This is a genomic window from Streptomyces sp. NPDC002520 (assembly GCF_053595235.1).
Genome location: NZ_JBSFXG010000038.1, coordinates 26,000 through 52,190, shown reverse-complemented (window position 1 = coordinate 52,190; position 26,191 = coordinate 26,000). Strand labels below are relative to the sequence as shown.

At 72.3% G+C, this 26,191-nt stretch carries 27 protein-coding genes and 2 pseudogenes; 16 read left to right on the top strand and 13 right to left on the bottom strand.

The window, feature by feature from the left end:
- Nucleotides 1–131: 131 nt before the first annotated feature.
- Nucleotides 132–710 (top strand): annotated as a pseudogene (locus ACWD5D_RS36135) (family 10 glycosylhydrolase); the annotation flags it as partial.
- Between the two features lies 1 nt (nt 711).
- On the opposite strand, the gene ACWD5D_RS36130 reads toward ACWD5D_RS36135, so the two are convergent.
- On the bottom strand, nt 712–909 hold the full coding sequence (locus ACWD5D_RS36130; protein WP_451377026.1) for a DUF1918 domain-containing protein: 198 nt from the start codon (nt 907–909) through the stop codon (nt 712–714).
- A 19-nt stretch (nt 910–928) separates the two neighbouring features.
- On the bottom strand, nt 929–1,840 hold the full coding sequence (locus tag ACWD5D_RS36125) for a DMT family transporter (RefSeq protein WP_451377025.1): 912 nt from the start codon (nt 1,838–1,840) through the stop codon (nt 929–931).
- Between ACWD5D_RS36125 and ACWD5D_RS36120 the strand changes: the two genes are divergently transcribed.
- The 3 genes from ACWD5D_RS36120 (at nt 1,839) to ACWD5D_RS36110 (ending at nt 4,493) form a co-directional block, all read left to right on the top strand.
- Nucleotides 1,839–3,299 (top strand): aminotransferase-like domain-containing protein, encoded by a 1,461-nt coding sequence (locus ACWD5D_RS36120; protein WP_451377024.1) that lies wholly within the window; start codon nt 1,839–1,841, stop codon nt 3,297–3,299. The genes ACWD5D_RS36125 and ACWD5D_RS36120 overlap by 2 nt on opposite strands.
- A gap of 89 nt (nt 3,300–3,388) precedes the next feature.
- The gene (locus tag ACWD5D_RS36115) at nt 3,389–3,826 is read left to right on the top strand and encodes a GNAT family N-acetyltransferase (protein ID WP_451377023.1); all 438 of its coding nucleotides are present in this window, start codon (nt 3,389–3,391) and stop codon (nt 3,824–3,826) included.
- A 73-nt stretch (nt 3,827–3,899) separates the two neighbouring features.
- A complete protein-coding gene (locus tag ACWD5D_RS36110) occupies nt 3,900–4,493 on the top strand; it encodes a histidine phosphatase family protein (protein WP_451377022.1) in 594 nt (197 codons plus the stop codon).
- A gap of 37 nt (nt 4,494–4,530) precedes the next feature.
- Here ACWD5D_RS36110 and ACWD5D_RS36105 read toward each other — a convergent pair whose 3' ends face one another.
- Nucleotides 4,531–4,986, bottom strand: a complete 456-nt coding sequence (locus tag ACWD5D_RS36105) for a DUF6314 family protein (RefSeq protein ID WP_451377021.1) — start codon at nt 4,984–4,986, stop codon at nt 4,531–4,533.
- A gap of 599 nt (nt 4,987–5,585) precedes the next feature.
- Here ACWD5D_RS36105 and ACWD5D_RS36100 point away from each other — a divergent pair.
- The 9 genes and pseudogenes from ACWD5D_RS36100 to ACWD5D_RS36060 form a co-directional block, all read left to right on the top strand.
- Nucleotides 5,586–6,142: pseudogene (locus tag ACWD5D_RS36100) on the top strand (glycosyltransferase); the annotation flags it as partial.
- Between the two features lie 11 nt (nt 6,143–6,153).
- Nucleotides 6,154–6,543 (top strand): GtrA family protein, encoded by a 390-nt coding sequence (locus ACWD5D_RS36095; protein ID WP_451377020.1) that lies wholly within the window; start codon nt 6,154–6,156, stop codon nt 6,541–6,543.
- A gap of 45 nt (nt 6,544–6,588) precedes the next feature.
- Entirely contained in the window at nt 6,589–7,629 is a 1,041-nt protein-coding gene (gene argC, locus ACWD5D_RS36090) for an N-acetyl-gamma-glutamyl-phosphate reductase (RefSeq protein WP_451377019.1), read from the top strand.
- Nucleotides 7,626–8,804, top strand: a complete 1,179-nt coding sequence (gene argJ / locus ACWD5D_RS36085) for a bifunctional glutamate N-acetyltransferase/amino-acid acetyltransferase ArgJ (protein ID WP_451377018.1) — start codon at nt 7,626–7,628, stop codon at nt 8,802–8,804. Before argC ends, argJ begins: the two co-directional genes overlap by 4 nt.
- Nucleotides 8,801–9,718, top strand: coding sequence for an acetylglutamate kinase (gene argB / locus ACWD5D_RS36080; protein WP_451377017.1), 918 nt, complete (start codon nt 8,801–8,803; stop codon nt 9,716–9,718). The genes argJ and argB overlap by 4 nt, the downstream gene beginning before the upstream one ends.
- Nucleotides 9,715–10,908, top strand: coding sequence for an acetylornithine transaminase (locus tag ACWD5D_RS36075; protein WP_451377016.1), 1,194 nt, complete (start codon nt 9,715–9,717; stop codon nt 10,906–10,908). Before argB ends, ACWD5D_RS36075 begins: the two co-directional genes overlap by 4 nt.
- Nucleotides 10,909–10,915: 7 nt before the next feature.
- On the top strand, nt 10,916–11,461 hold the full coding sequence (locus ACWD5D_RS36070) for an arginine repressor (RefSeq protein ID WP_451377015.1): 546 nt from the start codon (nt 10,916–10,918) through the stop codon (nt 11,459–11,461).
- A gap of 97 nt (nt 11,462–11,558) precedes the next feature.
- The gene (locus tag ACWD5D_RS36065; RefSeq protein ID WP_451377014.1) at nt 11,559–12,146 is read left to right on the top strand and encodes an RNA polymerase sigma factor; all 588 of its coding nucleotides are present in this window, start codon (nt 11,559–11,561) and stop codon (nt 12,144–12,146) included.
- Nucleotides 12,136–12,912, top strand: a complete 777-nt coding sequence (locus ACWD5D_RS36060) for a hypothetical protein (protein ID WP_451377013.1) — start codon at nt 12,136–12,138, stop codon at nt 12,910–12,912. Before ACWD5D_RS36065 ends, ACWD5D_RS36060 begins: the two co-directional genes overlap by 11 nt.
- A gap of 20 nt (nt 12,913–12,932) precedes the next feature.
- Here the strand turns inward: ACWD5D_RS36060 and ACWD5D_RS36055 are convergent, their stop codons facing one another.
- From ACWD5D_RS36055 to ACWD5D_RS36020, 8 genes are all read right to left on the bottom strand, one after another.
- On the bottom strand, nt 12,933–13,832 hold the full coding sequence (locus ACWD5D_RS36055; RefSeq protein ID WP_451377012.1) for a serine/threonine-protein kinase: 900 nt from the start codon (nt 13,830–13,832) through the stop codon (nt 12,933–12,935).
- Nucleotides 13,833–13,877: 45 nt separating this feature from the next.
- The gene (locus ACWD5D_RS36050; RefSeq protein WP_451377011.1) at nt 13,878–15,701 is read right to left on the bottom strand and encodes an ABC transporter ATP-binding protein; all 1,824 of its coding nucleotides are present in this window, start codon (nt 15,699–15,701) and stop codon (nt 13,878–13,880) included.
- An 84-nt stretch (nt 15,702–15,785) separates the two neighbouring features.
- On the bottom strand, nt 15,786–15,983 hold the full coding sequence (locus tag ACWD5D_RS36045) for a hypothetical protein (RefSeq protein WP_451377010.1): 198 nt from the start codon (nt 15,981–15,983) through the stop codon (nt 15,786–15,788).
- Nucleotides 15,984–16,151: 168 nt separating this feature from the next.
- Nucleotides 16,152–16,892, bottom strand: a complete 741-nt coding sequence (locus ACWD5D_RS36040) for an FAD:protein FMN transferase (protein WP_451377054.1) — start codon at nt 16,890–16,892, stop codon at nt 16,152–16,154.
- Nucleotides 16,893–16,947: 55 nt separating this feature from the next.
- Nucleotides 16,948–17,772, bottom strand: a complete 825-nt coding sequence (locus ACWD5D_RS36035) for an FMN-binding protein (protein ID WP_451377009.1) — start codon at nt 17,770–17,772, stop codon at nt 16,948–16,950.
- A gap of 16 nt (nt 17,773–17,788) precedes the next feature.
- Nucleotides 17,789–19,171 carry a ferredoxin reductase family protein gene (locus ACWD5D_RS36030; protein ID WP_451377008.1) on the bottom strand — a complete coding sequence of 461 codons (1,383 nt, stop codon included), beginning with the start codon at nt 19,169–19,171 and terminating at the stop codon, nt 17,789–17,791.
- 59 nt (nt 19,172–19,230) lie between these two features.
- Nucleotides 19,231–19,710, bottom strand: a complete 480-nt coding sequence (locus ACWD5D_RS36025) for an FMN-binding protein (RefSeq protein WP_451377007.1) — start codon at nt 19,708–19,710, stop codon at nt 19,231–19,233.
- A gap of 8 nt (nt 19,711–19,718) precedes the next feature.
- Nucleotides 19,719–21,077 carry a ferredoxin reductase family protein gene (locus ACWD5D_RS36020; RefSeq protein WP_451377006.1) on the bottom strand — a complete coding sequence of 453 codons (1,359 nt, stop codon included), beginning with the start codon at nt 21,075–21,077 and terminating at the stop codon, nt 19,719–19,721.
- Nucleotides 21,078–21,288: 211 nt separating this feature from the next.
- On the opposite strand from ACWD5D_RS36020, the gene ACWD5D_RS36015 reads away from it, so the two are divergent.
- Entirely contained in the window at nt 21,289–22,029 is a 741-nt protein-coding gene (locus tag ACWD5D_RS36015) for a response regulator transcription factor (protein WP_451377005.1), read from the top strand.
- Nucleotides 22,026–23,549: a sensor histidine kinase gene (locus ACWD5D_RS36010; RefSeq protein ID WP_451377004.1), complete on the top strand. Its 1,524-nt coding sequence runs from the start codon at nt 22,026–22,028 to the stop codon at nt 23,547–23,549. The genes ACWD5D_RS36015 and ACWD5D_RS36010 overlap by 4 nt, the downstream gene beginning before the upstream one ends.
- A gap of 9 nt (nt 23,550–23,558) precedes the next feature.
- Here ACWD5D_RS36010 and ACWD5D_RS36005 read toward each other — a convergent pair whose 3' ends face one another.
- Together ACWD5D_RS36005 and ACWD5D_RS36000 are read right to left on the bottom strand one after the other, a co-directional pair.
- A complete protein-coding gene (locus ACWD5D_RS36005; protein ID WP_451377003.1) occupies nt 23,559–24,221 on the bottom strand; it encodes a L,D-transpeptidase family protein in 663 nt (220 codons plus the stop codon).
- A 3-nt stretch (nt 24,222–24,224) separates the two neighbouring features.
- The gene (locus ACWD5D_RS36000; protein ID WP_451377002.1) at nt 24,225–24,812 is read right to left on the bottom strand and encodes a pyridoxamine 5'-phosphate oxidase family protein; all 588 of its coding nucleotides are present in this window, start codon (nt 24,810–24,812) and stop codon (nt 24,225–24,227) included.
- 153 nt (nt 24,813–24,965) lie between these two features.
- Here ACWD5D_RS36000 and ACWD5D_RS35995 point away from each other — a divergent pair, with 153 nt between their 5' ends.
- The gene (locus tag ACWD5D_RS35995) at nt 24,966–26,159 is read left to right on the top strand and encodes an argininosuccinate synthase (protein WP_451377001.1); all 1,194 of its coding nucleotides are present in this window, start codon (nt 24,966–24,968) and stop codon (nt 26,157–26,159) included.
- Nucleotides 26,160–26,191: the final 32 nt, after the last annotated feature.

Genomic DNA, 26,191 nt, shown 5'->3' with positions numbered 1-26,191 from the left:
TCCCCTTCGCTGGTTCTCCGGCTCTGGCAGGACCGCCGTGTTCGGCTCCTGCTTTGACCGTGCACGTTACCGTCAAGTATCGATGATCGATCGTCTGGGTGGGAGAGATCGCGGCGCGCGGTACGATCCGTGACGGATCGATTCCGGAGCGCATGGGGGTGTTCGGCACCCGGGTCACCCGGCGCCGCGACGACATCGACAAGCCGGTGCAGGAGATGGCGGCGGCCGTGAGGCGGGTCCGGCCCGGCACCCGGTTCGGGGGCGGCCCCTTCGGGGTGTGGCGCAACGCCGCCACCGACCCGCGCGGCTCCGACACGCGCGCGGGCGTGCGGACGTACGACCCACGCGGACACCCGCAGATGGGTCCGCGAGCACTGGATCGACTACCTCGCCCCTCAGGTGTACTGGAACATCCGCTTCGCCGCCGCCGCCGACTACGCGAAGCTGGTCGACTGGTGGGCGGACGTCGCCCGGGCACCGCCACAGGGTTGTACAGCGGCGAGGCGCTCTACAAAGCGGGGGCTGCCGGGCAGCCCACGGCCTGGCAGGACCCGGCCGAGCTGTCCCGGCACCTCACGCTCGCCGCCCGCCACCCGCAGGTGCGCGGGCACATGCTCTTCGCCGCCGGGGACGTGGCGAGGGATCCCGTCGGGGCGATGGAGCGGGTGATGGTCGACCACTACCGACGGCCGGCGAAGCCACCGCTCTGAGCTACGACGGCCGGGTTTCCTTGTGCCGGATCTCGGTGTCGGGGCCGGGGGAGCAGATGCCCTCGTGCCCGTCGTCGAAGCGGACGCGGAACGGCGGGTTGCCTTCCTGGCCCATCACCTCGACGATCTCGCCGATCTTGTCGTGCTGTCCGACCACCCGGCCGTGCTGGACAAACTTGTCGCCCTTGGATGCGCGCATCTGCAGGCCCTCCTCACGGTCACGACCTCTGGGTGACGGCGATGCACACGAGCACGGCGACGGCGGTCAGCGGAGCTGCCGCAGTGAGGTGCTCGCCCAATAGCAGTGCCGACCACACCAGTGTGAGCAGCGGCTGGGCCAACTGCAACTGGCTCGCCTTCGGAATGCCGACGGCCGCCATCCCCCGGTACCAGACGACCAGTCCGAGGAACTGCGAGATCACCGCGACCCACAGCAGACCGGTCACCCCGTGCCAGGTGATGTGCACCGGCTCGTGGACCAGCGCCAGCGCGGCACCCGGCACGGTCAGCGGCAGGCACAGCACCAGCGCCCAGCCGATGACCTGCCAGCCCGGCATGGTCCGGGCCAGCCTGCCGCCCTCGGTGTACCCGGCGGCGCACACCACGAGCGCCGCGAACAGATACGCGTCGGCGGCGGTGAGGGCGCCGCCGCTCTGCCCGACGGTGAAGGCGAGCACGGCCGCCGCGCCCGCCAGGGCCGCCACCCAGAACCGGCGCGAGGGACGGTGGTCCATGCGCAGCGCGGACAGGGCGGCCGTGGTCAACGGGAGCAGACCCACCACGACGGCGGCGTGCGCGGTGGTGGAGGTCTGGAGCGCGAGCGTGGTCAGCAGCGGGAACCCGAGCACCACCCCGGCCGCGACGACGGCCAGCCCCGGCAGATGCCGGCGCTCCGGCAGCGGCACGCGCATGACCAGCAGACACCCGCCGGCCACGAGCGCCGCGAGGACGCTGCGCGCGGCCACCAGGGACCAGGGTCCGAAGCTCTCCAGACCCCAGGCGGTGGACGGGAAGGTGAGGGAGAAGGCGGTCACACCGAGGGCGGCCAGCCCGGTGCCGAGACCCCGGTGCTCGGAGGGGGCGGGGACCGCTATCGCCGTTGCGGTAGTAGCGCTACTCTGTGCTCTCATGCACGAGCGTAGCAGTGTCGCTGATCTGGCAGAACAGCTCCGGCGGGAGCTTCACCGCTACTCAGTCGATGGAAAACTCCCGTCGAGCAGGGCCCTGGTCGAGCGGTTCCGGGTGAGTCCGGTGACCGTCTCCCGGGCCCTGGCCCAGTTGGCCGCCGAAGGACTGGTGGTCACGCGGCCCGGCGCCGGCGCCTTCCGCGCACGGCCCCACACCGCCGCCGCGCCCGCCGGGGACACCTCCTGGCAGGAGGTCGCGCTGAGCGCCGACGGCACCGACCTCGTACCGCGCTCGGTGGACGCCTCCGGGGTCACGGTCTCGCTCACCACCCCGCCCCCGGGCGTGCTGGAGTTCAACGGCGGATATCCGCACCCCTCCCTGCAGCCCGAGCGGGCCATGGCGGCGGCCCTCGCCCGCGCCGGACGGCGTCCCGGCGCCTGGGGGCGGCCGCCGCTGGACGGGCTGCCGGAACTGCGGGAGTGGTTCGCGCGCGGCATCGGCGGGGCCGTCACCGCGGCGGAGGTGCTGATCGCCGCCGGTGGCCAGGCCGCCCTCGCCACGGCGCTGCGGGCGCTGGCCCCGCCCGGTGCGCCGGTCCTCGTCGAGTCGCCCACCTATCCGGGCATGCTGGCCCTGGCCCGCGCCGCCGGACTGCGCCCGGTCCCGGTGCCGGTCGACCCCGACGGCGTCCGGCCCGACCTCCTCGCCGACGCCTTCCGGGCCAGCGGAGCCCGGGTGTTCGTCTGCCAGCCCCTGTTCCAGAACCCGACCGGCGCCGTGCTGGCCCCCGACCGCCGCGCCGAGGTGCTGCGCATCGCCCGGGCCGCGGGCGCGTTCGTGATCGAGGACGACTTCGTACGCCGCCTCGTGCACGCGGACGCGGGCCCGCTGCCCCGACCGCTCGCCGCCGATGACCCCGACGGTGTCGTCGTCCACGTCGGCTCGCTGACCAAGGCGACCTCGCCCAGCTTCCGGGTGAGTGCCCTCGCCGCGCGCGGACCGGTGCTGGAACGCCTGCGCGCCATCCAGATCGTGGACAGCTTCTTCGTCCCGCGCCCGCTGCAGGAGGCCGCCCTCGAACTCGTCGGCTCCCCGGCCTGGCCCCGCCATCTGCGGTCCCTGTCCGCCGAGCTGAAGGCCCGGCGCGACGCCATGACCGGCGCGCTCGCCCTGCACCTGCCGGAACTCGCCCTGCCCCACGTCCCGTCCGGCGGCTACCACCTGTGGATCCGCCTTCCCGATGGTGCCGGGGGCACCTCCCAGGCTTCCGGCTCTGAGAGAGAGGCGGCCCTGACCGCGGCGGGCCTGCGCGCGGGCGTCGCCCTCACCCCGGGCCGCCCCTACTTCAGCGCCGAACCCCCCGCGGCCCACCTGCGCCTGAGCTTCGCGGCGGTCGCCGGTACCGGAGAGATCGCGGAGGGCGTACGGCGGCTGCGCACGGCCTGCGACGAAGTGCTCTAGCGCCGGATCCGCCAGGCCGCAGAAGCAGGCCGCCGCCTCGGGCGGAATCGGCTCGACCGCAGCCCCTGCCGCCTGCGAGGATCCCGCCCATGAACGACGCACCCGCCCTCCCCGACGGCTACGAGTTCTCCGCAGACACCGCCCGCGTCGACGTCGACCGCGTCCACCGCTGGCTGTCGACCGACGCGTACTGGGCGATCGACCGCCCCCGCGACAAGCACGAACGTGCGATGGATTCCTCGATCAACTTCGGCGTGTACGAGAGCGCCACGGGGGAGCAGGTGGCGTACGCGCGCGTGGTGACCGACCGGGCGCTGTTCGCCTGGCTCGCCGACGTGTACGTGGATCCCTCGGCGCGCGGCAAGGGTCTCGGCACCGCGTTCGTCGGCCGGATCCGCGACCACCTGCGGCCCTACGGGCTGCGGCGCCTCGTGCTGGCCACGGACGACGCCCACGGCGTGTACGAGAAGCTGGGCTTCCGTCCGCTGGAGCGGCCCGAGCAGTGGATGGCGCACCTCTTCGAGTGAGCAGGGGTCAACCCTGGGTAGCTCACAGCCGACAGCTCTTGACCCGCGTAGATCCGCGGCACACCATCACCGCATGCCACTTCGGGTGACTTTCGTGGCCGCCGCGCGCAGCTCCGCGCTGCTCGCCGAGCGCTTCGAGGACGACCGGCCGCTGGACCAGGCGGGCTGGGACGAGGTGCAGCGCCTCGCCGGGTGCCTGGTGCCGTTGGCCGCCGCCGACCTGCGTTACTGCTCGCCGACCGCGCGCAGCCGCGCCACCGGGGACGCCCTCGGCTACGCGCCACTGGTCCAGCTCGCCCTGCGCGAGAGCGACATGGGCCGCTGGCGCGGGCTGACGCTGGGCGAGGCGATGGCCCGTGAGCCGGCGGCGGTGGACGCCTGGCTCGCCGACCCGCGCTCCACCCCGCACGGCGGCGAGTCGCTGCTGGCCTTCATCTCCCGGGTCGGCGGCTGGCTCGACACCCGGCCCGCGCAGGACAGCGGCCAGATCGTCGCGGTCGCCGAGCCCTCGGTGATCCGTGCCGCCCTGGTGTACGTCCTGAAGGCACCGCCGGCCAGCTACTGGAACATCGACGTGCGCCCGTTGTCGACGACCACCGTGACCGGCCGCTCGGGCCGCTGGAACCTCCGCCTCGACGGGGTGTCCGCCCAGCCCACGCGCACGTAGCCGTCCCGCGCGTGACCGGCCCTTGCGCGGGCGGCCGTCAGCCTTCGCGCACGTAGTCCGTGGTGAGCACGAGGTCCTTCGCCGGGCCGCCGACTCGCCAGACCGTACGCCAGTGGTCGGCGTCCCGGACGGTGAACTCGCCGCGGTAGAGGTCGGCCGCGCACGGATGACCGGCGACGTACCGCCCCGTCGTCAGGTCCAGGTCGTGGAAGGGCCGTCCGTCCGCGAACCGCACGTCCGCCGTGCCGGGCGCCCGCCCCGGCAGGAACCGCAGGGTCCGGGTCGCGGGCCGCGCCACGCCCTGCCAGGTGAAGGTGCCGGACTCCTCGTGCAGCAGACCGCCGTCCGGGAGGGGAGCGAAGACGGTGACGCCCTCGAAGCGTCCCTCGTCGCCGCCCGCCAGGTCCCGCACCTCGCGCGTCACCCGCCAACGCCCGGACAGATGAGTCAGAACGTCCGAAACCGGCCAGAACACACCCGCCGCCACATCCATGGGATCGAGCCTACGGGGAGCGGACGGGCAGGCCGGTTCACCCCGACATCACCTCACCGGAATCCGGAGTTTCCCGCGCGATTGAGAAGTTCATAATCCGTTTCCCGTATTCGATGCGCGTAACCCCTTTTTTCGATGCGCGCACAACCATGGGCAAATTCGCTCCGTCTGACCCCGCGAAATCACCGAACAGAATGCGCTGGGGGCCTGCCGGCAAATGGACCGCTCGACCCCGCCCGTTGAGCCCCGCACGGTCACGCGTGCCACCACGCGTGCCGCCGCTCCGCTCGCCCTGATCACCGCCGTCGCGAGCCGCAGCGACCTCGTACGGTGGTGGATCTGGCCGGTGCTCGCGCTCGCCGTCGCCGGCGCCCTCCTGGGACTGGCCCTGCTGGGGCTCGCCCGAGCCCCGGGCCGTGCCCGGCTGGCCGGCCTGGCCGTCGTCCTGCTGATCGGCGCGCAGCTCGGCGAGAGCGCCGCCACCTCCGCCGTGGCCATCCGGCTCAGGCTCTCGCACCTGGACGACTACGCGCCCTGGGGGGAGCGGCAGGAGCGGGGTGGGGACCGGCGCCGCCGCGTTCGGCGCGACCGTCACGGCCCGCACCCTCACCGCCCGCCTGTACTACCGGCTCGTCAACCGCCTGGTCGACGTCGAACTCGTCGACGGCGTGGGCGACTTCCGCCTGATGTCGCGCCGCGTGGTGGACGCGATCTGAACCTCAGCGAGTACAACCGCTTCTCCGAGGGCCTGTTCGCCTGGGTCGGCTTCCCCAGCACCACCTTCGAGTACGACAACGCGGCCCGCGAGGCCGGCCGCAGTTCCTGGTCCTTCCGGGGCCTGCTCGACTACGGCCTCGACGGCCTGCTCTCCTTCAGCAACCGGCCGCTGCGCGCCGCCCTCTGGCTCGGCATGGGCCTGCTGCTGTGCGCGGGGCTGTACACCGCGTGGATCGTGGGCGCCGCGATGGCCAACGGGGTCCGGACACTCGGGTATGTCACCATCATCACCGCGGTCACCGCACTCGCCGGCGTGCAGATGGTGATGCCGGGGGTCATCGGGGAGTGCACCGGCCGCATCTACTACGAGGTGAAGGGGCGCCCGCACTTCCAGGTGCAGGCGGCCGACGTGGAACGGACGAAGGACCTCATCCCCTGATGTCGAGACAGATGGTCACCTTCGCCGTGGTCGGCGTGATCAACACGGCCACCTACTACGGCCTCTATCTGATGTTGCTCGCTTGGCTTCCGTATCTCGGTGCGCATATTCTGGCATTCCTGCTCAGCATGATCGGGTCCTTTTTCCTGAACGCGCGATTCACCTACAGGACGCGTCCGACCTGGCGGAAATTCCTGCTCTTCCCGCTGACCAACGTCACCAATTTCCTGATCACCACCGCCGGGGTGTACGTGATCGTCGACGTCCTCCACGCCGGAAGCCGCTTCGCCCCTCTTCTCGCCTCCGCGGCGGCGATCCCCGTGACGTTCGTCGTCTCGCGCCGGATCATGCTTCCCCGCGGGGATCGCAGGGATCTTCCCCGACGGGAGACCGTTGCATAAACGTGCATGACTACGTATAGTCATGCCATCCAGAGGAGGGTGGACATGGCGGTACGAGCGGCAGTGGCCGGAGCGAGCGGATACGCGGGCGGAGAGGTCCTGCGCCTGCTCCTCGCACACCCCGAGGTCGAGATAGGAGCCCTGACCGGCAACTCCAACGCCGGCCAGCGGCTCGGCACGCTGCAACCACACCTGCTGCCCCTGGCCGACCGCGTGCTGGCCGAGACCACGCCCGAGGTGCTGGCGGGGCAGGGCCGTCGGCATGACGTGGTGTTCCTGGCGCTGCCGCACGGGCAGTCCGCCGCCGTCGCCGAGCAGCTCGGCCCGGACGTCCTCGTCATCGACATGGGCGCCGACTTCCGGCTCACGGACCCCGCCGACTGGGAGCGGTTCTACGGCTCCCCGCACGCCGGCACCTGGCCCTACGGCCTCCCCGAACTTCCGGGTGCCCGCGCCGCGCTGGAGGGGTCCAAGCGCATCGCGGTGCCCGGTTGCTACCCCACGGCCGTCACGCTCGCCCTGTTCCCGGCCTACACCGCCGCACTCGCCGAGCCCGAGGCCGTGATCGTCGCCGCCTCCGGCACCTCCGGCGCGGGCAAGGCGGCCAAGCCCCACCTGCTGGGCAGCGAGGTCATGGGCTCCATGTCGCCCTACGGCGTCGGCGGCGGCCACCGGCACACCCCCGAGATGATCCAGAACCTCAGCGCGGCCGCGGGGGAGCGGGTCGCCGTCTCCTTCACGCCGACCCTCGCGCCGATGCCCCGCGGCATTCTCGCCACGTGCAGCGCGAAGGCGAAGGACGGCGTCACCGCCGAGTCCGTCCGCGCCGCCTACGAGAAGGCGTACGCCGACGAGCCGTTCGTCCACCTGCTCCCCGAGGGCCAGTGGCCCGCCACGGCGTCCGTCTACGGTTCCAACGCCGTTCAGGTGCAGGTCGCGTACGACGAGGCGATGGGCCGCATCATCGCGATCAGCGCCATCGACAACCTGACCAAGGGCACCGCGGGCGGTGCCGTCCAGAGCATGAACCTCGCCCTCGGGTTCCACGAGACCACCGGGCTTTCCACGATCGGAGTCGCACCGTGAGTGTCACGGCAGCCAAGGGATTCACGGCGGCGGGTGTCGCCGCCGGGATCAAGCAGAACGGCAATCCCGACCTGGCCCTCGTGGTCAACAACGGACCCCGCCGCGCCGCCGCCGGTGTCTTCACCTCCAACCGTGTGAAGGCCGCGCCGGTGCTGTGGTCCGAGCAGGTACTCAAGGCCGGCGAGGTGACCGCGGTCGTCCTCAACTCCGGTGGCGCCAACGCCTGTACGGGCCCCAAGGGCTTCCAGGACACCCACGCCACCGCCGAGAAGGTCGCCGAGTCCCTCAACGCCGCGGGCCACGAGGAGACGGGCGGTCACGCGCCCGGTCAGGTGGCCGTCTGCTCCACCGGCCTGATCGGCGTCCTGCTGCCGATGGACAAGCTGCTGCCCGGCGTCGACCAGGCCGTCGCCCAGCTCAGCGAGCACGGTGGCGAGAAGGCCGCCATCGCCATCAAGACGACCGACAGCGTCCACAAGACCTCCGTGGTCACCCGGGCGGGCTGGACCGTCGGCGGCATGGCGAAGGGCGCCGGCATGCTCGCGCCCGGCCTCGCCACCATGCTGGTCGTCCTCACCACCGACGCCGACCTCGACAGCGCGACCCTGGACCGCGCCCTGCGCGCCGCCACCAAGGTCACCTTCGACCGCGTCGACTCCGACGGCTGCATGTCCACCAACGACACCGTGCTGCTGCTCGCCTCCGGCGCCTCCGGCATCACCCCCGAGTACGACGAGTTCGCCGACGCCGTACGCCAGGTCTGCGACGACCTCGGCCGGCAGCTCATCGGCGACGCCGAGGGCGCCAGCAAGGACATCAAGGTCGAGGTGATCAACGCCGCGACCGAGGAGGACGCCGTCGAGGTCGGCCGCTCCATCGCCCGCAACAACCTCCTCAAGTGCGCGATCCACGGCGAGGACCCCAACTGGGGCCGTGTCCTGTCCGCGATCGGCACCACGAAGGCCGCCTTCGAGCCGGACCGACTCAACGTCGCCATCAACGGCGTCCGGGTCTGCAAGAACGGCGGCGTCGGCGAGGACCGCGACCTGGTCGACATGCGCTACCGCGAGGTGCACATCGTCGCCGACCTCGCGGCCGGCGACCGGACGGCCACGATCTGGACCAACGACCTGACCGCGGAATACGTCCACGAGAACAGCGCGTACTCGTCATGAGCGCCGCGCCCACACGCAAGCACACCGCCCTGCCCAAGGCGCAGATCCTCATCGAGGCGCTGCCCTGGCTGACCCGTCACCACGGCAAGACCGTCGTCATCAAATTCGGCGGCAACGCGATGGTGAACGAGGAACTGAAGAGCGCCTTCGCCCAGGACGTCGTCTTCCTGCGCCACGCCGGCCTCAAGCCGGTCGTCGTGCACGGCGGCGGCCCGCAGATCAGCGCCGCCCTCGACCGGCACGGCATCGTCAGCGAGTTCAAGGCCGGCCTGCGCGTCACCACCGAGGAGGCCATGGACGTCGTCCGGATGGTGCTCGCCGGACAGGTGCAGCGTGAACTCGTCGGTCTGCTCAACCAGCACGGGCCGCTCGCCGTCGGCCTGACCGGCGAGGACGCGCACACCATCACGGCGACCAGGCACCTGCCCGAGATCGACGGCGAACTGGTCGACATCGGCCGGGTCGGCGAGATCACCGAGATCGACACCGGCGCCATCGAGGCCCTGCTCGCCGACGGCCGTATCCCGGTCGTCTCCTCGATCGCCCGTAGCCAGGACGACGGACATGTCTACAACGTCAATGCCGATACGGCGGCTGCGGCACTCGCTGCCGCACTGGGCGCCGAGACCCTCATGGTCCTCACCGACGTCGAGGGCCTCTACGAGGACTGGCCGAACTCCGACGAGGTGATCAGCCGCCTCACCGCGTCCCAGCTGGAGAAGCTGCTGCCGGAGCTGTCCTCCGGGATGGTGCCCAAGATGGAGGGCTGCCTGCACGCCGTGCGCAACGGCGTCCACACCGCCCGCGTCATCGACGGGCGCGTCCAGCACTCCATCCTGCTGGAGATCTTCACCGACGAGGGCATCGGCACCATGGTCGTGCCCGACGAGCCGGACACCGAGGGGGAGTCATGAGCAACGAGGAACTGACCGCGCGGTGGCAGGGCGCGCTCATGGACAACTACGGCACCCCGCGGCTGCCCCTCGTGCGCGGCGCGGGCGCGAAGCTCTGGGACGCCGACGGCCGAGAGTACGCCGACTTCGTCGGCGGCATCGCCGTCAACGCCCTCGGCCACGCCCACCCGGCCGTCGTCGAGGCCGTGAGCCGGCAGATCGCCTCCCTCGGCCACGTCTCCAACCTGTTCATCGCCGAACCGCCCGTCGCCCTCGCCGAGCGGCTGCTCCAGCTCTTCGGCCGGGACGGCAAGGTCTACTTCTGCAACTCCGGCGCCGAGGCCAACGAGGGCGCCTTCAAGATCGGCCGGCTGACCGGGCGCGGCCACATGGTGGCGACCACGGGCGGCTTCCACGGCCGGACCATGGGCGCCCTCGCCCTCACCGGCCAGCCCGGCAAGCAGGAACCCTTCCTGCCGCTGCCCGGCGACGTCACCCACGTCCCCTACGGCGACGCGCAGGCCCTCGCCGCTGCGGTCACCGAGGAGACCGCTCTGGTGATCATCGAGCCGATCCAGGGCGAGAACGGCGTCGTGGTGCCCCCGGCCGGCTACCTCAAGGCGGCCCGCGCCATCACCGCCGCCACCGGCGCCCTGCTGGTCCTGGACGAGGTGCAGACCGGCGTCGGCCGCACCGGCAACTGGTTCGAGTACCAGGCCCACGAGGGCGTCCTGCCCGACGTCGTCACCCTCGCCAAGGGCCTCGGCGGCGGGCTGCCGCTCGGCGCCACCGTCGCTTTCGGCCGCGCCGCCGAGCTGCTGCGGCCCGGCCACCACGGCACCACCTTCGGCGGCAACCCGGTCGCCTGCGCCGCGGGCCTCGCCGTCCTCGACACCATCGCGGACGAGGGCCTGCTGGACAACGTCAAGCGGCAGAGCGAGACGTTGCGCGCCGGTGTCGAGGCGCTGAACCACCCGTTGATCGACCATGTCCGGGGTGCGGGCCTGCTGCTGGGTATCGTGCTCACCGGGCCGCTCGCGCAGCAGGTGCAGCAGGCGGCCCAGGAGGCCGGGTTCCTGGTGAACGCGCCCGCCCCCGACGTCGTACGGCTCATGCCGCCGCTCAACCTCCGCGACGACGAGGCCGGCGCCTTCCTCCGGGCGCTCTCCGGCATCCTCGACGCCAGTGGGGACGGACGAGCCGGAGAATGAGACGACGATGAGCCAGGCGCAGGACAACGAGCAGGCGGCGGGCGCCGGGCCCGCCGTGCCGCAGACCCGCACCGCCCGCCACCGCCGGATCGTGGACATCCTCAACCGGCAGCCGGTGCGGTCGCAGAGCCAGCTGGCCAAGCTGCTCGCCGACGACGGGCTGAGCGTCACCCAGGCGACGCTCTCCCGCGACCTCGACGAGCTGAACGCGGTCAAGATCCGCAACAACGACGGCGACCTCATCTACGCGGTGCCGAGCGAGGGCGGGTTCCGCACCCCGCGCGCCCCGCTGGGCGAGTCGGCGAAGGAGGAGCGGATGCGGCGCCTGTCCCAGGAGCTGCTGATCTCCGCGGAGGCCTCGGCCAACCTCGTGGTCCTGCGCACCCCTCCCGGCGCCGCCCAGTTCCTCGCCTCCGCGATCGACCAGGCGGAACTGCACGACATCCTGGGCACGATCGCCGGCGACGACACCCTGATGCTGATCAGCCGCAACCCGGACGGCGGGCAGGCACTGGCGGACCACATGCTGCGTCTGGCCCAGAACGGGCACTGACCCGCGTGCGGGCCACGGCCCGACGGCGGACAATAGGAATGTGATCTTCCGAGGCCGGGGGGCAATCCCCTGGCGGCGGTCGGCCGTATACAGGGGTGTGTCGGGATTCCGGTTCCCCGCGGACCGTCTCCCGGACGAGGCCCTGCTGTCCGGGCTGTCCGAGGGCGACCCGGAGATCGCCGTCGCCTTCGTACGCAGGTTCCAGCACAGGGTCTTCGGTGTGGCCATGGCCATCGTCGGGGATCCGCAGCTCGCCGAGGACATCGCCCAGCAGACGTTCGAGCGCGCCTGGCGTCACGCGCAGATGTACGACTCGCGCCGCGGGTCGGTCACGACCTGGTTGACGACCATCGCGCACAACCTCGCGGTCGACGCCGTCCGCGCCCGGCGGACGCAGCCGGTGGCACCCGGGGACCTCGAGGCGCTGCTCGGCGCCGTCACGGAGAGCCCCGAGCAGTGGGCGCTGGCCGACGAGGCCTCCGCCCAGCTCCGGGAGGCCGTGGCGCGGCTGCCGCGGGAACAGGCGCGTGCCCTGGTGATGGCGGGTATCTATGGAATGACGGCCCAGCAGATCGCCGACCTGGAGCACATCCCGCTGGGTACCGCCAAGACGAGGATCAGGGCAGCGATGGCCAAACTGCGCACCAGACTCGCGTCCCCGAACCGAGGCGACCATGTCCGATGACATGAGCTGCGAGAAGCTGCGGGAGATCGGCGCCGAGCTCGCGCTGGGCGTGCTGTCCGGCCGCGAGCGGGCCGAGGCGGTCGCCCACCTGGACCGGTGCGCGGACTGCCGGGAGTACGTCGAGCAGCTGACCCTCGTCGGTGACCGGCTCATCGGGCTGCTCCCGGACAGCCCTCCGCCGAACGGTTTCGAGACCCGGGTCGCGCGCAGGCTGGTCCAGGAGGTGACCGAGCCCGAGAACCCGCACGCCCGCACGTCCGGCCTCGCGCTCCAGGACCTGCGAGGCCGTGCCCACCGGGCCCGGCTGCGGCTCGCCTCGGTCGTGGCCGCGTTCGCCGTCGCCTGCGGGCTCGCCGGCTGGGGGATCAGCGACGCCGTCGAGACGATCACGGCCTCGCCCGCCCCCGCCGTCGAGACCGAACCGGTGCTGCTCGGGGACCTCATCTCGGCCACGAGCGGCAAACCGGTCGGCGAGATCTACGCCCGCCCCGGCAACCCGGGCTGGATGTTCGTGACCGTCGCTCTCCCCGGCCCCGGCCCCGGCGCCGCGTACAGCGGAAAGGTCGGCTGCTTCCTGGAGCACAAGGACGGTACGGCCGTCGCGGTCGGCCACTTCTCCCTGCGCGACGGACACGGCAGCTGGGGCGTGACCGCCAAGGTGGACCCCGCGAAGGCCACCGGAGTCCGCCTGACGTCCTCCGACGGCACCGTTCTCGCCCGAGCCCCGCTCCATATCGGTCAGGTGCAGGCTCCGGAGGCCACCTGAGCCCGGTCCCGGCAGGGGCCTCAGGCGTGGGGCGCGCGGTACGCGCCGGGCAGTGTCGCCTCCAGGGCGGCGGCCAGCTCCGTGACCGTCGGACGGGCCGACGGGTCGGCCCGCAGGCAGCCGTCCACCGCGGTGGCGAGGGCGAGCGGCAGGCGTCGCAGGGACGCCAACGGCGGGGGGCTCTGCTCCAGTTGCGGATACCAGTCGTCCGGACCGCCCGTGCCCTCGTCCGCCTCGGCCGCCGTGCCGGGCTCGTCCTCGCTCCCGCCGCACTCGAAGGGCAGATCACCACAGGCGACCTCGAACAGGGTGATGCCGATGCCCCACACGTCCGCGGCGGCCGTGAGCGGTCCGCCGCGGGCCTGCTCCGGTGACAGATAGCAGCACGTTCCCACGCCGGCGGGCGCGGGGCCGGGCGGCCGGGCCACGCTCAGGTCCAGCACCTTCGCACGGCCGCGGTCCACCACCACGTTGGACGGCTTGAGATCCAGGTGCAGCAGGCCCCGGCCGTGCAGATAGTGCACCGCGGAACACAGCTGTACCCCGAGCAGGGCCACGTCGGCGGCGGCCGGCCGGCGCCGCAGCCGGTGCACCAGGTGGGACAGCGTCTCACCGGTCAGCGTCTCCAGGACGACGAGCGGCTCGGGCGAGGCGACGGTCTCGTAGCAGCGGACCAGGTGCGGATGCGTGAAGTCCCGCAGCCAGCGGCCCTCGCGCAGCAGCCGTTCGCCCAGCCGCCGCTCGTCGCGCCGGCCGGGCCGCACCACCTTGATCACGCAGCGGCAGTCGCGTTCCGTGCTCCAGGCGTCATAGACGTCGAGCCAGCCGGTGCGCGTCAGATGGGCCAGCACCTCGTAGCCCTGGACCGGTGGGGTGCCCGGTGCCAGGGGCGGGGCCTCCTCGGGGGCGAGGACCGTCATGACAGCACTTTACCTGGGGGTCCGGTGCCATTCGTACCGTTCGCGCTATTTTGCGCTGCTCGTGCTCGTGCTCGTGCCGTTCAGCCGGTGCAGCCGGGCGTACGTCCCGTCGCGCGCGAGCAGGTCGTCGTGGTCGCCCTGCTCGACGACCCGGCCGCGGTCCAGGACCACGATGCGCGTGGCGTCCCGGACGGTCAGCAGGTTGTGCGAGATCACGATCGTCGTCCGCCCGGCCATCAGGCGGCGCAGCGGCTCCATGATCCGCCGGCCCGAGCGGACGTCGAGACCCGTGGTCGGCTCGTCCAGCAGGAGCACGGGCGCGTCCCTGATCATCGCGCGGGCGATCGCCAGCCGCTGGCACTGTCCGCCGGACAGCGTCCGGCCGCGCTGGCCGACCAGCGTGTCGTAGCCCTCCGGCAGCCGCTCGACGAACTCGTGCGCGTCCGCCGCGCGCGCCGCCGCCACGATCTGCGCCTGCGTCGCCTCCGGACGGCCGTAGGCGATGTTGTCCCGCACGGTGCCGTGGAAGACGAGCGTCTCCTGAAGCACCACCGCGACGCTCTCGCGCACGTCGGCCAGGCGCAGGTCCCGCAGGTCGGTCCCGTCGAGGAGGATCGCTCCCCGGCCCGGGTCGTAGAAGCGCAACTGGAGCTTCGCGACGGTGGACTTGCCCGCCCCGCTGGCCCCGACCAGGGCCAGCGTCTCGCCGGGAGCCACATGGAACGAGACGTCCGAAAGCGCCCAGGGCGACGTGCCCGGGTAGCCGAACCACACACCGTCGAACCGCACGTCACCGCGCGCCCGGCCGATCCGCAGGGCGCGAGGCGCCTCGGCGACCTCGGGGTGCTGGTCCAGCAGCTCGATGATCCGCTCGGCGGAGGCGGAGGCCGTGTAGAAGGTGGTGCCGAGGTGGGACAGGTCGCGGACCGGTCCGTAGAGATTGCCGATCAGCGCCAGGAAGACCAGCAGCCCGCCGAGGGTGAGCTGTCCCTGCGTCAGTTTCCAGGTGCCCAGGCCCATCACCGCGAGGCCCCCGGCCACCTCGATGATCTCGACGACGGGACCGTAGACGGCACGGATCCGGGCCGAGGCCATCGCCGCCCGGAATCTCCCGGCGTTCTCCTTGTCGAACCGGCGCTGCTCCCACCCCTGCCGGTTGTACGCCTGCACCAGGGCGACGTTGCCCAGCGTCTCCTCGGCGATCGCGCTGATCGAGCCGCTGAGCCGCCTGCGCTCCCGCGAGGCCTGCTTGAACAGCCGTGAGAAGTGCCGGGCGGCCGCCCAGAACAAGGGCACGATGACGAGCGCGAGCAGGGTGAGGTCCCAGCTCAGGTAGAACAGCAGGCCCAGGAAGACGCCGAGACGGATCACGTAGTACAGGGCGTCCGCCACCCCGGAGAGCAGGAAGGTCTCGACGGCGTCGACATCGCCGGTGACCCGGGACAGCAGGTCCCCGAGCCGCCGGCGTTCGAAGAAGCCGAGCGAGAGCCCCTGGACGTGCCGGAACACGTCGGAGCGCAACGAGAGCAGGAAGCGTTCGCCGACCCAGGTCGACAGCAGGTCGTCGGTGACCCCCACCATGCCGGAGCCGACGATGAGCCCCAGATAGGCCGGTGCGATCCACAGGAACGGACGCAGATCCCGGGGGACGAGCACGTCGTCCACGACGACCTTGAAGAACCAGATCTCCGCGGCGTCGATGACGGGACCGATCAGGCTGAACAGGACGACGGGCACGAGCCAGCGCCGGCCACCGCGGGTGTAGGGCCAGAACCGCCGGAACACCTCACGCGGGGGCACCGGGGGAGCGGCCGCGACGACGTCGGATTCCCCGCCGACCGCCAGCAGACGCCGAAGGACCTGCGCCATGGCCTGCGTTCCTCGAGCCTCGAGCAGGAGTGGCCGGGCGGACCGCGTCCTCCGCGCCTCCGGTCCGCCCGGCCTCGGGTGTGGTCAGTAACCGCCGTGGCCGCCGCCATGACCGCCGTGACCGCCGTTTCCGTGGTCGCCGTGGCCGTGGTCGCCGTGGTCGCCGCGGTCGCCGTGGTCACCGTGGTCGTGACGGTGCCCGTGACGATCGTCGTCGTGACGCGACGAGTCGTCTCCGTAGTCCCAGCCCCTGGCGGGCAGGAGACTGCTGAAGATCGCCATGTTCGTTCCTCCCGAATGCTGGACTGCAGGGGATACGGCTGAGGGCGGGACTTGGATGGCTGTTCGGGGAAAAAGTAGATGTTTCATCAGAATTTGGGTGAAAGGGGATGAATCGAAGGAGAAGGGGCGCGCGGTGCGGAAGTGCCGCTCGCGCCCGGCCCGTTCGCCTCAGCCCAGGCGCGCCGCCAGCCCCCCGGTGCACCGCACCTCGTCCCCGGCCGTGATCAGCAACGCCTCCACGTCCGGCAGGGACTCCAGCCACTCCAGCCCCGCTCTCGACCCCATGGCGAACGCGGCCGTGGCCCAGCAGTCCACCCACGTCAGCCGCGGCCCCACCACGGTCACCGCCACCAGGTCCGTGACCGCCGGCCGGCCCGTCCGCGGATCCACGATGTGGTTCCCGCGCTCCGCGGTACCGGACGTCGCCACGGACAGCTCCGCCACCCCGGCCGCCGAGACCACCGCCGCCAGCCCACCCGGGCGCAGCGGATCGGACACCCCGACCCGCCACGGCCGCTGCGGCTCCGGCGCGCCCAGCAGTTGGACGTCACCTCCTCCGTTCACGCTCACACCGCACACCCCGTCGACCGATGCCAGAAGCCGCGCCGCCCGCTCGGCGGACCAGCCCTTGACGATCCCTGTCGGGTCCGGCGAACCCCGGTAGCGGATGCTGAACCACCCCTCGCTGACCCGCTCCGCCTCGGCCGCCAGCTCCAGTACCTCGACCACCTCGGGAGCACACCGGTCAGCCGTCAGCTCGCCCCGGGCCAGCCGGGACACCTCGCTGTCCTCGCGGTAGGTGCTGAACAGCGCGTCGACGCGGTGCAGGCCCGCGACCGCCTCCGCCAGCGCCTCGCGCACCGCATCGGGTCGCCCGCCGCGGACGTCGAAGGAGAAGACGGTCCCCATGACCTCCTCCGCGTGCCGCACCGCGGCGGGAGCCTCGGCCGGCTCGGACACCGCGTCAGTCACCGGCCCGGTCCAGCGCGGACTGCAGCGACTGCCTGTAGCCGGTGCTGGTGTACGTCGCCCCTGACACCGCGTCGATGTTCGCGCTCCCGGCCGCCACCGCCTCCTGGTTGAGCCGGGGCACGGCGAGGGCCGTCTTCTGGTCGCTGAGCCCGCCCTTGGGCGCCTGCACGGCCGCCGCGCTGGTGATCCTGCCGCCGCTGACCGTGATCCGGACCTGCACCGTGCCGTACTCCGTCCGCACGGCCGTTCCGGTGACGGTACGGGGCCGCGAGGAGCCGGAGGAAGCAGAGGCGGACGAGGCTGACGAGGCTGACGAGGCGGTGGGCGAGCCCGATGGGGACGCCTTCATCTTGTCCAGCGCCGACTGCAGCGACTGCTTGTACCCCGCGCTCGTGTACGTCGCCCCCGAGACGGAGTCGATCCGCGCGCTCTGGGCGTCCACGGCCTCCCGGTTGAGCCTCGGCACGGCGAGCGCGGTCTTCTGGTCGCTGGTCCCACCCTTGGGCGCCCGCACCGCCTCGGCCTTGGTGATCTTCCCGTCGGCGACGGTCAGGCGCACCTGCACGACCCCGTACTGGGTCGTGGCCGCGTCCCCGGTCACCGTGCCGGAGCCGCCGGCGGCCCGCGCCCCGTCCTGCTTTCCGCCCTGCGGCGCTCCCTGTGCCCCCTGGGTTCCCGCGGTCCGCTGCGGGGCCGCGCCCGATGCCGAGGCCGCCGCCGGATCCGTCGCCGGCTTCAGCGACAGCAGCAGCACGACACCGGACACGGTGGCGGCGGTGGCCAGCACGACGCGCCGAACGGGGTGGCTCTTCCTCATCTCTTTGCAGCTCCGCTCACATCTCGAACGACTCGTGATGGATGCGGCGGGCGGGAACCCCCGCGCCGCGCAGTGCCTCGTACACCGTCTGCGCGAACCCGGGCGGGCCGCACATGAAGACATCGTGCCGGTCGATGTCCGGGATCTTCCGCTGGAGGTTCTCCGCGGAGATGTCCGGACGCTCGCCGTCCGGGCTGTTGACCGCGTACATCAGCCGGGCGCCCCGCTCGTCGGCGATCGCGGCCAGCTCGTCCCACAGCGCCAGGTCCTGGGTGGTGTTGGCCCGGTACAGCAGGGTGATGTCACCGGACGCCCCGGGCAGCGTCTCGAACAGCGCCCGCATCGGCGTGATGCCGACCCCGCCCGCGACCAGCAGTACCTTGCCCCGGCTGCGCCGCTGCGCGGTGAGCGCGCCGTACGGGCCCTCCGCCCACACCCGGGTGCCGGGCGTGAGATCGCCCAGCCGGGCGCTGTGGTCGCCGATCGCCTTCACCGTGATCCGCAGCATGCCGGGGCGGGGCGCCGCCGACAGCGAGTACGGGTGCGAGCTGAACCGCATCCCCGGTGCGAGGAAGCGCCAGCGGAAGAACTGGCCCGCCTCGGCGCCCATCCTGTGCAGCTTCCGGCCGCCGATCAGCACGGACACGATGCCCGGCGTCTCCTCGATCACCGCCTCCACACGCATCCGGTGACGGAGGTTCAGCCGGATCGGGGTGAGGATCCGGTACCAGATCACCAGCGCGGTGACCGAGCCGTACAGCAGGTACCAGAAGGTCTTGGCGGAGGGTTCCACCGCGAAGTCGTTGCCGGAGCTGATCTGGTGCCAGAACGTCAGGAACACCGCCGCGTACGTCAGTACATGGACGTGGTACCAGGTGTCGTACGGCAGCAGGCGGCGGATCCCGCCGATCGAGGTCACCCCGATGAGCACCAACAGGCCCGCGCCGACGGCGGCCTTGCCCATGTCCGGAAGCGTCTCGACGGAGTCGACGGTCTGCCGGACGATGTCGCCGAGCGACCTGCCGGCCTGCAGCGCGTACCCCCACATGGTGAGGAACACGTGCGCGACGACCAGGCAGAGCGTGTATCGGCCGCTCATGGCGTGCCAGCGGGCCACCCGGTCGGAGCCGACGCGGCGCTCCAGCGCCGGGACGCGCGCCATCTGGAGCACGACCAGCGCCATCAGGTAACCGGCGAGCAGACCGGTGATGCGGCCCGCGTTGAGGATCCTGCTGTCGTCGTCGGCGATGGACGGGGTGTCGTGCCACCAGAGCCACAGCACGGCCGCCGCGCCCGCCCAGAGCGCGAGCAGCAGCGGGACGGCCGGGGAGCGGCGCGGTCGGATGCGGCGCATCGTCTGGCGGCGGGCGGCACGACCGCCTGCGAGCGTGGTGGTCACGGTTCCTCCGTGGGGACTTGACCCTTGGCCCAGAGATACGCGTCGCATGCGCCGAGTGTTCAGCGCCCCGACGCGTCCAGCGCCGACTGGAGCGACTGCCGGTAGCCGTCGCTGGTGTATGTGGCGCCGGAGACGGTGTCGATCCGCGCGCTCTGCGCCGCCAGCGCCTCGCGCCGCAACTGGGGCAGGGCGTAGCCGCTGATCTCCTCGTCGCGCGGGTTCTGCGTCGGGTGGGCGAGGGCGGTGACGTCGGTGAGCCTGCCGTTCTCGATCGTGACCCGCACCCGCACCGGCCCCCACCGGGTCTGCACGGTGTCGCCGGTGACGGTCCGGGTGCCGGAATTCGACGTTCCGCCGCTCTTCCCCGGGGACGCGCCGGACGCGTCGGCGCTGCTGCTCGGTGCGGGCGGGGCCGTGTCCGCCGCCAGGGCCGGGCTCGTGTGCGGCTTCAGGGAGAGCAGCAGCACCATCCCCGAGACCGTGGCCGCACTCGCCAGCACGATGCGGCGGAAGGGGCGGTTCTTGTTCAACGCGTGCACGCAGGGCCTCACAGTTCGAACGACTCGTGGTGGATACGGCGGTCCGGCACCCCGGCCGCCCGCAGCGCGCGGTACACGTCCTGGGCGAAGCCGTGCGGGCCGCAGACGTACACGTCGTGGTCGGCCAGGCCGGGGCAGGCCGCGTGCAGCGACTCGGCCGTGATGCCCGGCCGTTCTCCCCGCTGCCCGTTGAGCGCGTACAGCACCCGCGCGCCGCGCCGGCGGGCGATCGCCTCCAGCTCGCCGCCCAGCGCCAGGTCCCGCGCGGTGCGCGCCCGGTAGAGCAGGGTGACCTCGCCGGGGAGCGTCTCGAACAGCGCCCGCAGCGGGGTGATCCCGACACCGGCCGCGATCAGCAGGGCCCGGTGACCGGTGGCGCGGTCGGAGGTCAGGGAGCCGTACGGGCCCTCCGCCCACACCCGGGTGCCAGGGCGCAGCAGCGGGACGGCCGCGCTGTGGTCGCCGAGCGCCTTGACGGTGATCCGCAGCAGGTCCGGGCGCGGGGGAGCGGACAGGGAGTACGGCGTCGAGGCCCAGCCCAGGCCCTCGCCCAGGAACCGCCAGCGGAAGAACTGCCCAGGCCGCGCCCTCAGCTCGTCCAGGTGCCGCCCGCGCACGACGACCGAGTAGACACCCGGAGCCTCCTTGTGAACGGAGTCCACACGCAGTCGGTGGCGCCGGTTGAGCCGGACCGGGGCGAGGATCCGGAACCACACCACCAGGACGGCCACGCCGACGTACAGCGTGTACCAGAGGGCGGTGGCCGGCCTGTTGCCGCTGAACTGCTCGCCCAGCGTCAGCTGGTGCCCGAAGGCGAGGAAGACGGCCGCGTAGGTGAGGAGGTGGACGTAGTACCAGAACTCGTGGCTCGTCCGGCGGCGCACCGCCCGCGCCGAGGTGACGCCGACCGCGAGGAGGATCACCGTGCCGGCGGTGGCCTTGAGCATGTCCGGGTAGTCAAGGACGACGGTGGCCGTCTCGTGCCACAGCGAATCCCGGTCCTGGGCGGCGTACCCGGTGAGGATCAGCACGACGTGCGCGACCAGCAGGCACACCGTGTACCGGCCGGCCATCGCGTGCCAGCGAGCCACCCGGTCCGAGCCGATCCGCGCCTCCAGCAGCGGCACCCGCGCCATCAGGCCGACCAGCACCGCGCAGGCGTACCCGCACAGCAGCCCGGCGATCCGCCCGGCACCGGTCAGCCAGCCCGCCGTACCGACCACGGATCCCGTGTCCGCCCACCACAGCCAGACCACGGCCGCCGCTCCCGCCCACAGCACGGCCAGCACCGGTCCCGCGAGGGAGGACCGTGCGGTCCGGGTCCGGGTCCGGGGCGGGGCGGCCCGCCCCGCGTCCACGGTGGTCATCAGGCCTCGCCTCGTTCCCACGTTTCCTCGTCGCTTCGTCCGCCGGCCGGCCGGCACCCGTGCGTACCCGGGCGCCGACGGCCAGGGGCAACTGTGCGTGCCGAAGCTTTGAGCGAGCTCTGAGCGGGCGCCGTACAGAGCCGGCTCAGAGGAAACTCAGAGGTGCCCGCGTGGCCCGCCGCTCGCCGCAGGGGCGATGCTGGGAGGCGCGATGAACACCACCCGATCCGGCCACCCCACCCTGACCCGACCCGACGGCACCCCGCTGCGCGTCCTCGTCGTCGACGACGACCCCGACCTCGCGGAGGTGCTCACCGGAGCCCTGCGCTACGAGGGCTGGGAGGTGCGCGCCGCCGCCGACGGCGCCTCGGCCCTCACCGAGGCCCGGGGGCTGGCGCCCGACGCCGTCGTGCTCGACGTGATGCTCCCGGACACCGACGGCTTCGCCGTGCTGCGCCGGCTGCGCGAGGTGAAGCCCGACGTGTGTGTGCTCTTCCTCACGGCCCGGGACGCCGTCGAGGACCGCATCGCCGGCATCACGGCGGGCGGTGACGACTACGTCACGAAGCCGTTCAGCCTGGAGGAGGTCGTCGCCCGGCTGCGCGGGCTGCTGCGCCGGGCCGGGATGGCCCGCCGGCCGGAGGAGGGGCCACGGCTGATCGTGGGTGACCTCGTGATGGACGAGGACGCGCGCGAGGTGACCCGGGCCGGCGAGCTGATCGAGCTCTCGCCGACCGAGTTCGAACTGCTCCGCTTCCTCATGCGCAACCCGCGCCGCGTCCTCAGCAAGGCCCAGATCCTCGACCGGGTGTGGTCCTACGACTTCGGCGGCCGCGCCCACGTGGTCGAGCTGTACATCTCCTACCTGCGCAAGAAGGTGGACGCGGGCCGCGAACCCATGATCCACACCGTGCGCGGCGCCGGCTACGTCCTGAAGCCGGTGACCGGATGAGCCCCGTGAGTCCTGTGAACTTCGCAGCACGCCTGCGCCGCCGCCTGTCCCGCGCCCTGCCCCGCCCGCGCGCCCCGCGCACCCTGCGCGCCCGTCTCACCGTCGGCCTGGTGGTCCTCCTCGCCGTGAGCTGCGCGGCTGTCGGACTCGCCGCGGTCGTCGAGCTGAACGGTTTCCTCACTCAGCGGGTGGACGAGCAGCTCTCCCAGGTAGGCACCCGGTTCCCGGAGAGCCTGGAGCACAACGGCCGGGTCCGGGACGACCACGACGGCGACGAGTACGGCGACACCCGCCGCCAGGCCACCGGCACCTTCGGCGCCCGCCTGGTGCGCGGCACGGTCACCCACGAGGGTCTCATCCGCTCCGGCGACCCCGCCGCGGACCTCGACGTCGACCTGACGGCCGCGGACGGGCGGCGGCTCGCGGCCGTACCGGTGGACGGCAGGCCCCGCACCGTCGAGCTGTCCGCGCTCGGCGACTACCGCGTCGTCGCCGCTCCGGGCCGGGACGGGGACGTACTGGTCGTCGGCCTGCCGCTGGAGCCGGCGCGGGCCGCCGTGCACCGCCTGGAACTGGTGGCCGGGATCGTCTTCGGCCTGGCCCTCGTCGTGACCGGGGTGGCCGGTGCGCTCTGGGTCCGCTGGTCGCTGCGCCCGCTGAGCCGGGTGGCCGCGACCGCGACCCGCGTCAGCGAACTGCCCTTGGCCAGCGGAGAGGTGGCCCTGCCCGAACGCGCCCCCGAGGCGGACCCGCGCAGCGAGGTCGGCCAGGTGGCGGGGGCCTTCGACCGCATGCTGGGCCATGTCGAGGACGCGCTGACCAAGCGCCACGCCGTCGAGGAGCGGCTGCGCCGCTTCGCCGCCGACGCCAGCCACGAACTGCGCACCCCGGTCGCCTCGGTCCGCGGCCACGCCGAACTGGCCCTGCTGCACCCGGGCCCGGTGCCGGCGGAGGTGAGCCGTGCCCTGCGGCGCATCGCCGCCGAGTCCTCCCGCATGGGGGAGATGGTCGACGACCTGCTTCTGCTCGCCCGCCTGGACGCGGGCCGTCCCCTGGAGCGCCGCCCGGTCGACCTGACCCGCCTGGTGCTGGACGCGGTCACGGACGCGAGCGCCGCGGGCCCCGGCCACCGCTGGACCCTGGACCTGCCGGAGGAGCCGGTCACCGTGACGGGCGACGCCCATCGCCTCCACCAGGCGTTGGCCAACCTGTTGACCAACGCGCGCTTGCACACACCCGTGGGCACCGAGGTGACGGTGACCTTGGAGGCCGAGGACGGTACGGCCCGCCTCTCGGTCCACGACGACGGTCCCGGCGTCTTCGAGGACGTCCTCCCGCACGTCTTCGAACGCTTCACCCGCGCGGAACACCGCCGACGCCCGGACGGCTCGGGCGGCGGGGCGGGCCTGGGCCTGTCGATCGTCGCGGCGGTGGTGGAGGCCCAGGGCGGCCGGGTCGACCTGGCGAGCGCACCGGGCGCCACGACCTTCACCGTACGGCTGCCCCGGGCGCGCGGCTGACCGCCGTGGTCAGTACCGCGTGATCGCCGTCGCCCCCTGCGCCGTCCCGATCGCCATGTGCGGGTCGCGGCCGGGGTCGGCCCACCGCAGGATCCGCCGCATCGCGTCCTTCGGCACGGACACACAACCGGCCGTCGCCCCCTTCCCGTTGACGTGGAGGAAGATCCCGGCACCGCGCCCCCGCTCCGGCCACGCGTAGTTGAAGCCGATGACGAGCCCGTACGCGTACTGGGCCCGGTACGTGATCAGATGCTCGGACTCGGTGGCACGGCAGCCCGCCGGGAGCGGGTCCACCCAACGGTTGTACTTCCTGGAGTTGTTGTCCTGGCACCACCAGGAACTCTCCTTCACCGGCCGGTAGCCGAAGGGCAGGTCGTACAGGCCGGTGGGCGTCGTGTTCGTCCCCTGCTTGCGCCTGGTCCCCTCGACCAGCCCCTTCGCCCCGAACCGGGCGGGCGCGGTGCCCGCCTGGATCCACTGTCCGTCCCGCAGGTCCCACCAGGTGACCGTGCCGGACGTGGCGTCGGTGCCCGGCGCCTGCGCGGTGATCAGCTGGGTGCCGCCGCCGGTGTCCGCCATCCGGGCGGGCAACGGCCCGGAGCCGGCGGCGGGCGCGAGGCCGAGCGCGCAGAAGGACGCGGACACGAGGGCGACGACCACACCGGGGCGCACGGCTCAGACAGTAGAGGGCGGGAGCGGGAGCGGCAGCCCGGGTAGGCCGTCCAGGCTCGTCGCGATGTGCTCCTTGTTGTGGAAGTACGCGTCCAGTGAGACGTCGTCCTCGCGCGCGAAGCGCTTCCCGTGCAGGTCGCGGTCCTCCTCGTACGCCATGAAGGGGACGGCGTACCCGCAGGTGTCACGGATCAGCTCGGCGTGGACGACGATGACCGCGCGCAGCCCGTGCGGGCCCGGGTCGACGTCCGGGAAGCGCGCGACCAGCTCCGGGAAGCGCGGGTCGTCGCGGAAGACGGGCTCGCCCCGGCCGTGCACGCGCACGATGTTCGGCGGGCCCTGGAATGCGCACCACATCAGGGTGATCCGCCCGTTCTCCCGCAGGTGGGCGATCGTCTCCGCGTTGGACCCGGCGAAGTCGAGATAGGCCACGGTGTGGTCGTCGAGCACCGCGAACGAGCCCTTGAGGCCCTTGGGGGAGAGGTTGACCGTGCCGTCGCCGGCCAGGGGCGCGGTGGCCGTGAAGAAGAGGGGCTGCTCCTCGATGAACGTCCGGAGCCTGCCGTCGATGCGCTCGTAGGTCTTTCCCATGTCTCACGATGGTCGCCGAAAATCCTTCGGCTGTCTAAGTATTTCTCGTGTCCGGCGCCATGGAATCTGCCGCCCTCGCGAGCCTCGATTGACGAATCATGCAGAGTTCTGCATACTCATGCATGTCAGCGAATGCACTGTGAGGAGAAACCCGTGACCGAGCGCGTCGTACTCGCCTACTCGGGCGGTCTGGACACCTCCGTCGCCATCGGCTGGATCGCCGAGGAGACGGGCGCCGAGGTCATCGCCGTTGCGGTCGACGTCGGCCAGGGCGGCGAGGACCTGGACGTCATCCGTAAGCGCGCCCTCGCGTGCGGCGCCGTCGAGGCCGAGGTCGCCGACGCCAAGGACGAGTTCGCCGACGAGTACTGCCTCCCGGCGATCAAGGCCAACGCCCTGTACATGGACCGCTACCCGCTGGTCTCCGCCCTGTCCCGGCCGACGATCGTCAAGCACCTCGTCGCCGCCGCCAAGAAGCACGGCGCCACGACCGTCGCCCACGGCTGCACGGGCAAGGGCAACGACCAGGTCCGCTTCGAGGCCGGCATCGTCGCCCTCGCCCCCGGCCTGAAGTGCATCGCCCCGGTCCGCGACTACGCGATGACCCGTGACAAGGCGATCGCCTTCTGCGAGGCGAAGCAGCTCCCGATCGCCACCACCAAGAAGTCCCCGTACTCCATCGACCAGAACGTCTTCGGGCGCGCGGTCGAGACGGGCTTCCTGGAGGACATCTGGAACGCCCCGATCGAGGACATCTACGAGTACACCTCCAACCCGGCCGAGGTCCGCGAGGCCGACGAGGTGGTCATCACCTTCAAGCACGGCGTCCCGGTCGCCATCGACGGCAAGGCCGTCTCCGTCCTTCAGGCCATCCAGCAGCTCAACGAGCGCGCCGGCGCCCAGGGCATCGGCCGGATCGACATGGTCGAGGACCGGCTCGTCGGCATCAAGTCCCGTGAGGTCTACGAGGCTCCGGGCGCGATCGCCCTGATCACCGCCCACCAGGAGCTGGAGAACGTCACCGTCGAGCGCGAGCTGGCCCGCTACAAGCGGCAGGTCGAGCAGCGCTGGGGCGAGCTGGTCTACGACGGCCAGTGGTTCTCCCCGCTCAAGCGCGCCCTGGACGGCTTCATCGACGAGGCCAGCCAGCACGTCAACGGCGACATCCGGATGACCCTGCACGGCGGCCGCGCCGTCGTCACCGGCCGGCGCTCCGAGTCGTCCCTGTACGACTTCAACCTCGCCACCTACGACACCGGCGACAGCTTCGACCAGGCCGCGGCCAAGGGCTTCATCGACATCTACAGCCTGTCGTCGAAGATCGCCGCCAAGCGGGACCTGGCGTAACCCCGACGGGGCACCCACGGGTCTCCCACGGG

Excerpts from the sequence above, each read along its gene's own strand:
- ACWD5D_RS36130 (WP_451377026.1), bottom strand. The coding sequence starts at position 909 with ATGCGCGCATCCAAGGGCGACAAGTTTGTCCAGCACGGCCGGGTGGTC.
- ACWD5D_RS36120 (WP_451377024.1), top strand. The coding sequence starts at position 1,839 with ATGCACGAGCGTAGCAGTGTCGCTGATCTGGCAGAACAGCTCCGGCGG.
- ACWD5D_RS36125 (WP_451377025.1), bottom strand. The coding sequence starts at position 1,840 with ATGAGAGCACAGAGTAGCGCTACTACCGCAACGGCGATAGCGGTCCCC.
- ACWD5D_RS36115 (WP_451377023.1), top strand. The coding sequence starts at position 3,389 with ATGAACGACGCACCCGCCCTCCCCGACGGCTACGAGTTCTCCGCAGAC.
- ACWD5D_RS36110 (WP_451377022.1), top strand. The coding sequence starts at position 3,900 with ATGCCACTTCGGGTGACTTTCGTGGCCGCCGCGCGCAGCTCCGCGCTG.
- ACWD5D_RS36105 (WP_451377021.1), bottom strand. The coding sequence starts at position 4,986 with ATGGATGTGGCGGCGGGTGTGTTCTGGCCGGTTTCGGACGTTCTGACT.
- ACWD5D_RS36095 (WP_451377020.1), top strand. The coding sequence starts at position 6,154 with ATGGTCACCTTCGCCGTGGTCGGCGTGATCAACACGGCCACCTACTAC.
- argC (WP_451377019.1), top strand. The coding sequence starts at position 6,589 with ATGGCGGTACGAGCGGCAGTGGCCGGAGCGAGCGGATACGCGGGCGGA.
- argB (WP_451377017.1), top strand. The coding sequence starts at position 8,801 with ATGAGCGCCGCGCCCACACGCAAGCACACCGCCCTGCCCAAGGCGCAG.
- ACWD5D_RS36075 (WP_451377016.1), top strand. The coding sequence starts at position 9,715 with ATGAGCAACGAGGAACTGACCGCGCGGTGGCAGGGCGCGCTCATGGAC.
- ACWD5D_RS36070 (WP_451377015.1), top strand. The coding sequence starts at position 10,916 with ATGAGCCAGGCGCAGGACAACGAGCAGGCGGCGGGCGCCGGGCCCGCC.
- ACWD5D_RS36060 (WP_451377013.1), top strand. The coding sequence starts at position 12,136 with ATGTCCGATGACATGAGCTGCGAGAAGCTGCGGGAGATCGGCGCCGAG.
- ACWD5D_RS36055 (WP_451377012.1), bottom strand. The coding sequence starts at position 13,832 with ATGACGGTCCTCGCCCCCGAGGAGGCCCCGCCCCTGGCACCGGGCACC.
- ACWD5D_RS36050 (WP_451377011.1), bottom strand. The coding sequence starts at position 15,701 with ATGGCGCAGGTCCTTCGGCGTCTGCTGGCGGTCGGCGGGGAATCCGAC.
- ACWD5D_RS36045 (WP_451377010.1), bottom strand. The coding sequence starts at position 15,983 with ATGGCGATCTTCAGCAGTCTCCTGCCCGCCAGGGGCTGGGACTACGGA.
- ACWD5D_RS36040 (WP_451377054.1), bottom strand. The coding sequence starts at position 16,892 with ATGGGGACCGTCTTCTCCTTCGACGTCCGCGGCGGGCGACCCGATGCG.
- ACWD5D_RS36035 (WP_451377009.1), bottom strand. The coding sequence starts at position 17,772 with ATGAGGAAGAGCCACCCCGTTCGGCGCGTCGTGCTGGCCACCGCCGCC.
- ACWD5D_RS36020 (WP_451377006.1), bottom strand. The coding sequence starts at position 21,077 with ATGACCACCGTGGACGCGGGGCGGGCCGCCCCGCCCCGGACCCGGACC.
- ACWD5D_RS36015 (WP_451377005.1), top strand. The coding sequence starts at position 21,289 with ATGAACACCACCCGATCCGGCCACCCCACCCTGACCCGACCCGACGGC.
- ACWD5D_RS36010 (WP_451377004.1), top strand. The coding sequence starts at position 22,026 with ATGAGCCCCGTGAGTCCTGTGAACTTCGCAGCACGCCTGCGCCGCCGC.
- ACWD5D_RS36000 (WP_451377002.1), bottom strand. The coding sequence starts at position 24,812 with ATGGGAAAGACCTACGAGCGCATCGACGGCAGGCTCCGGACGTTCATC.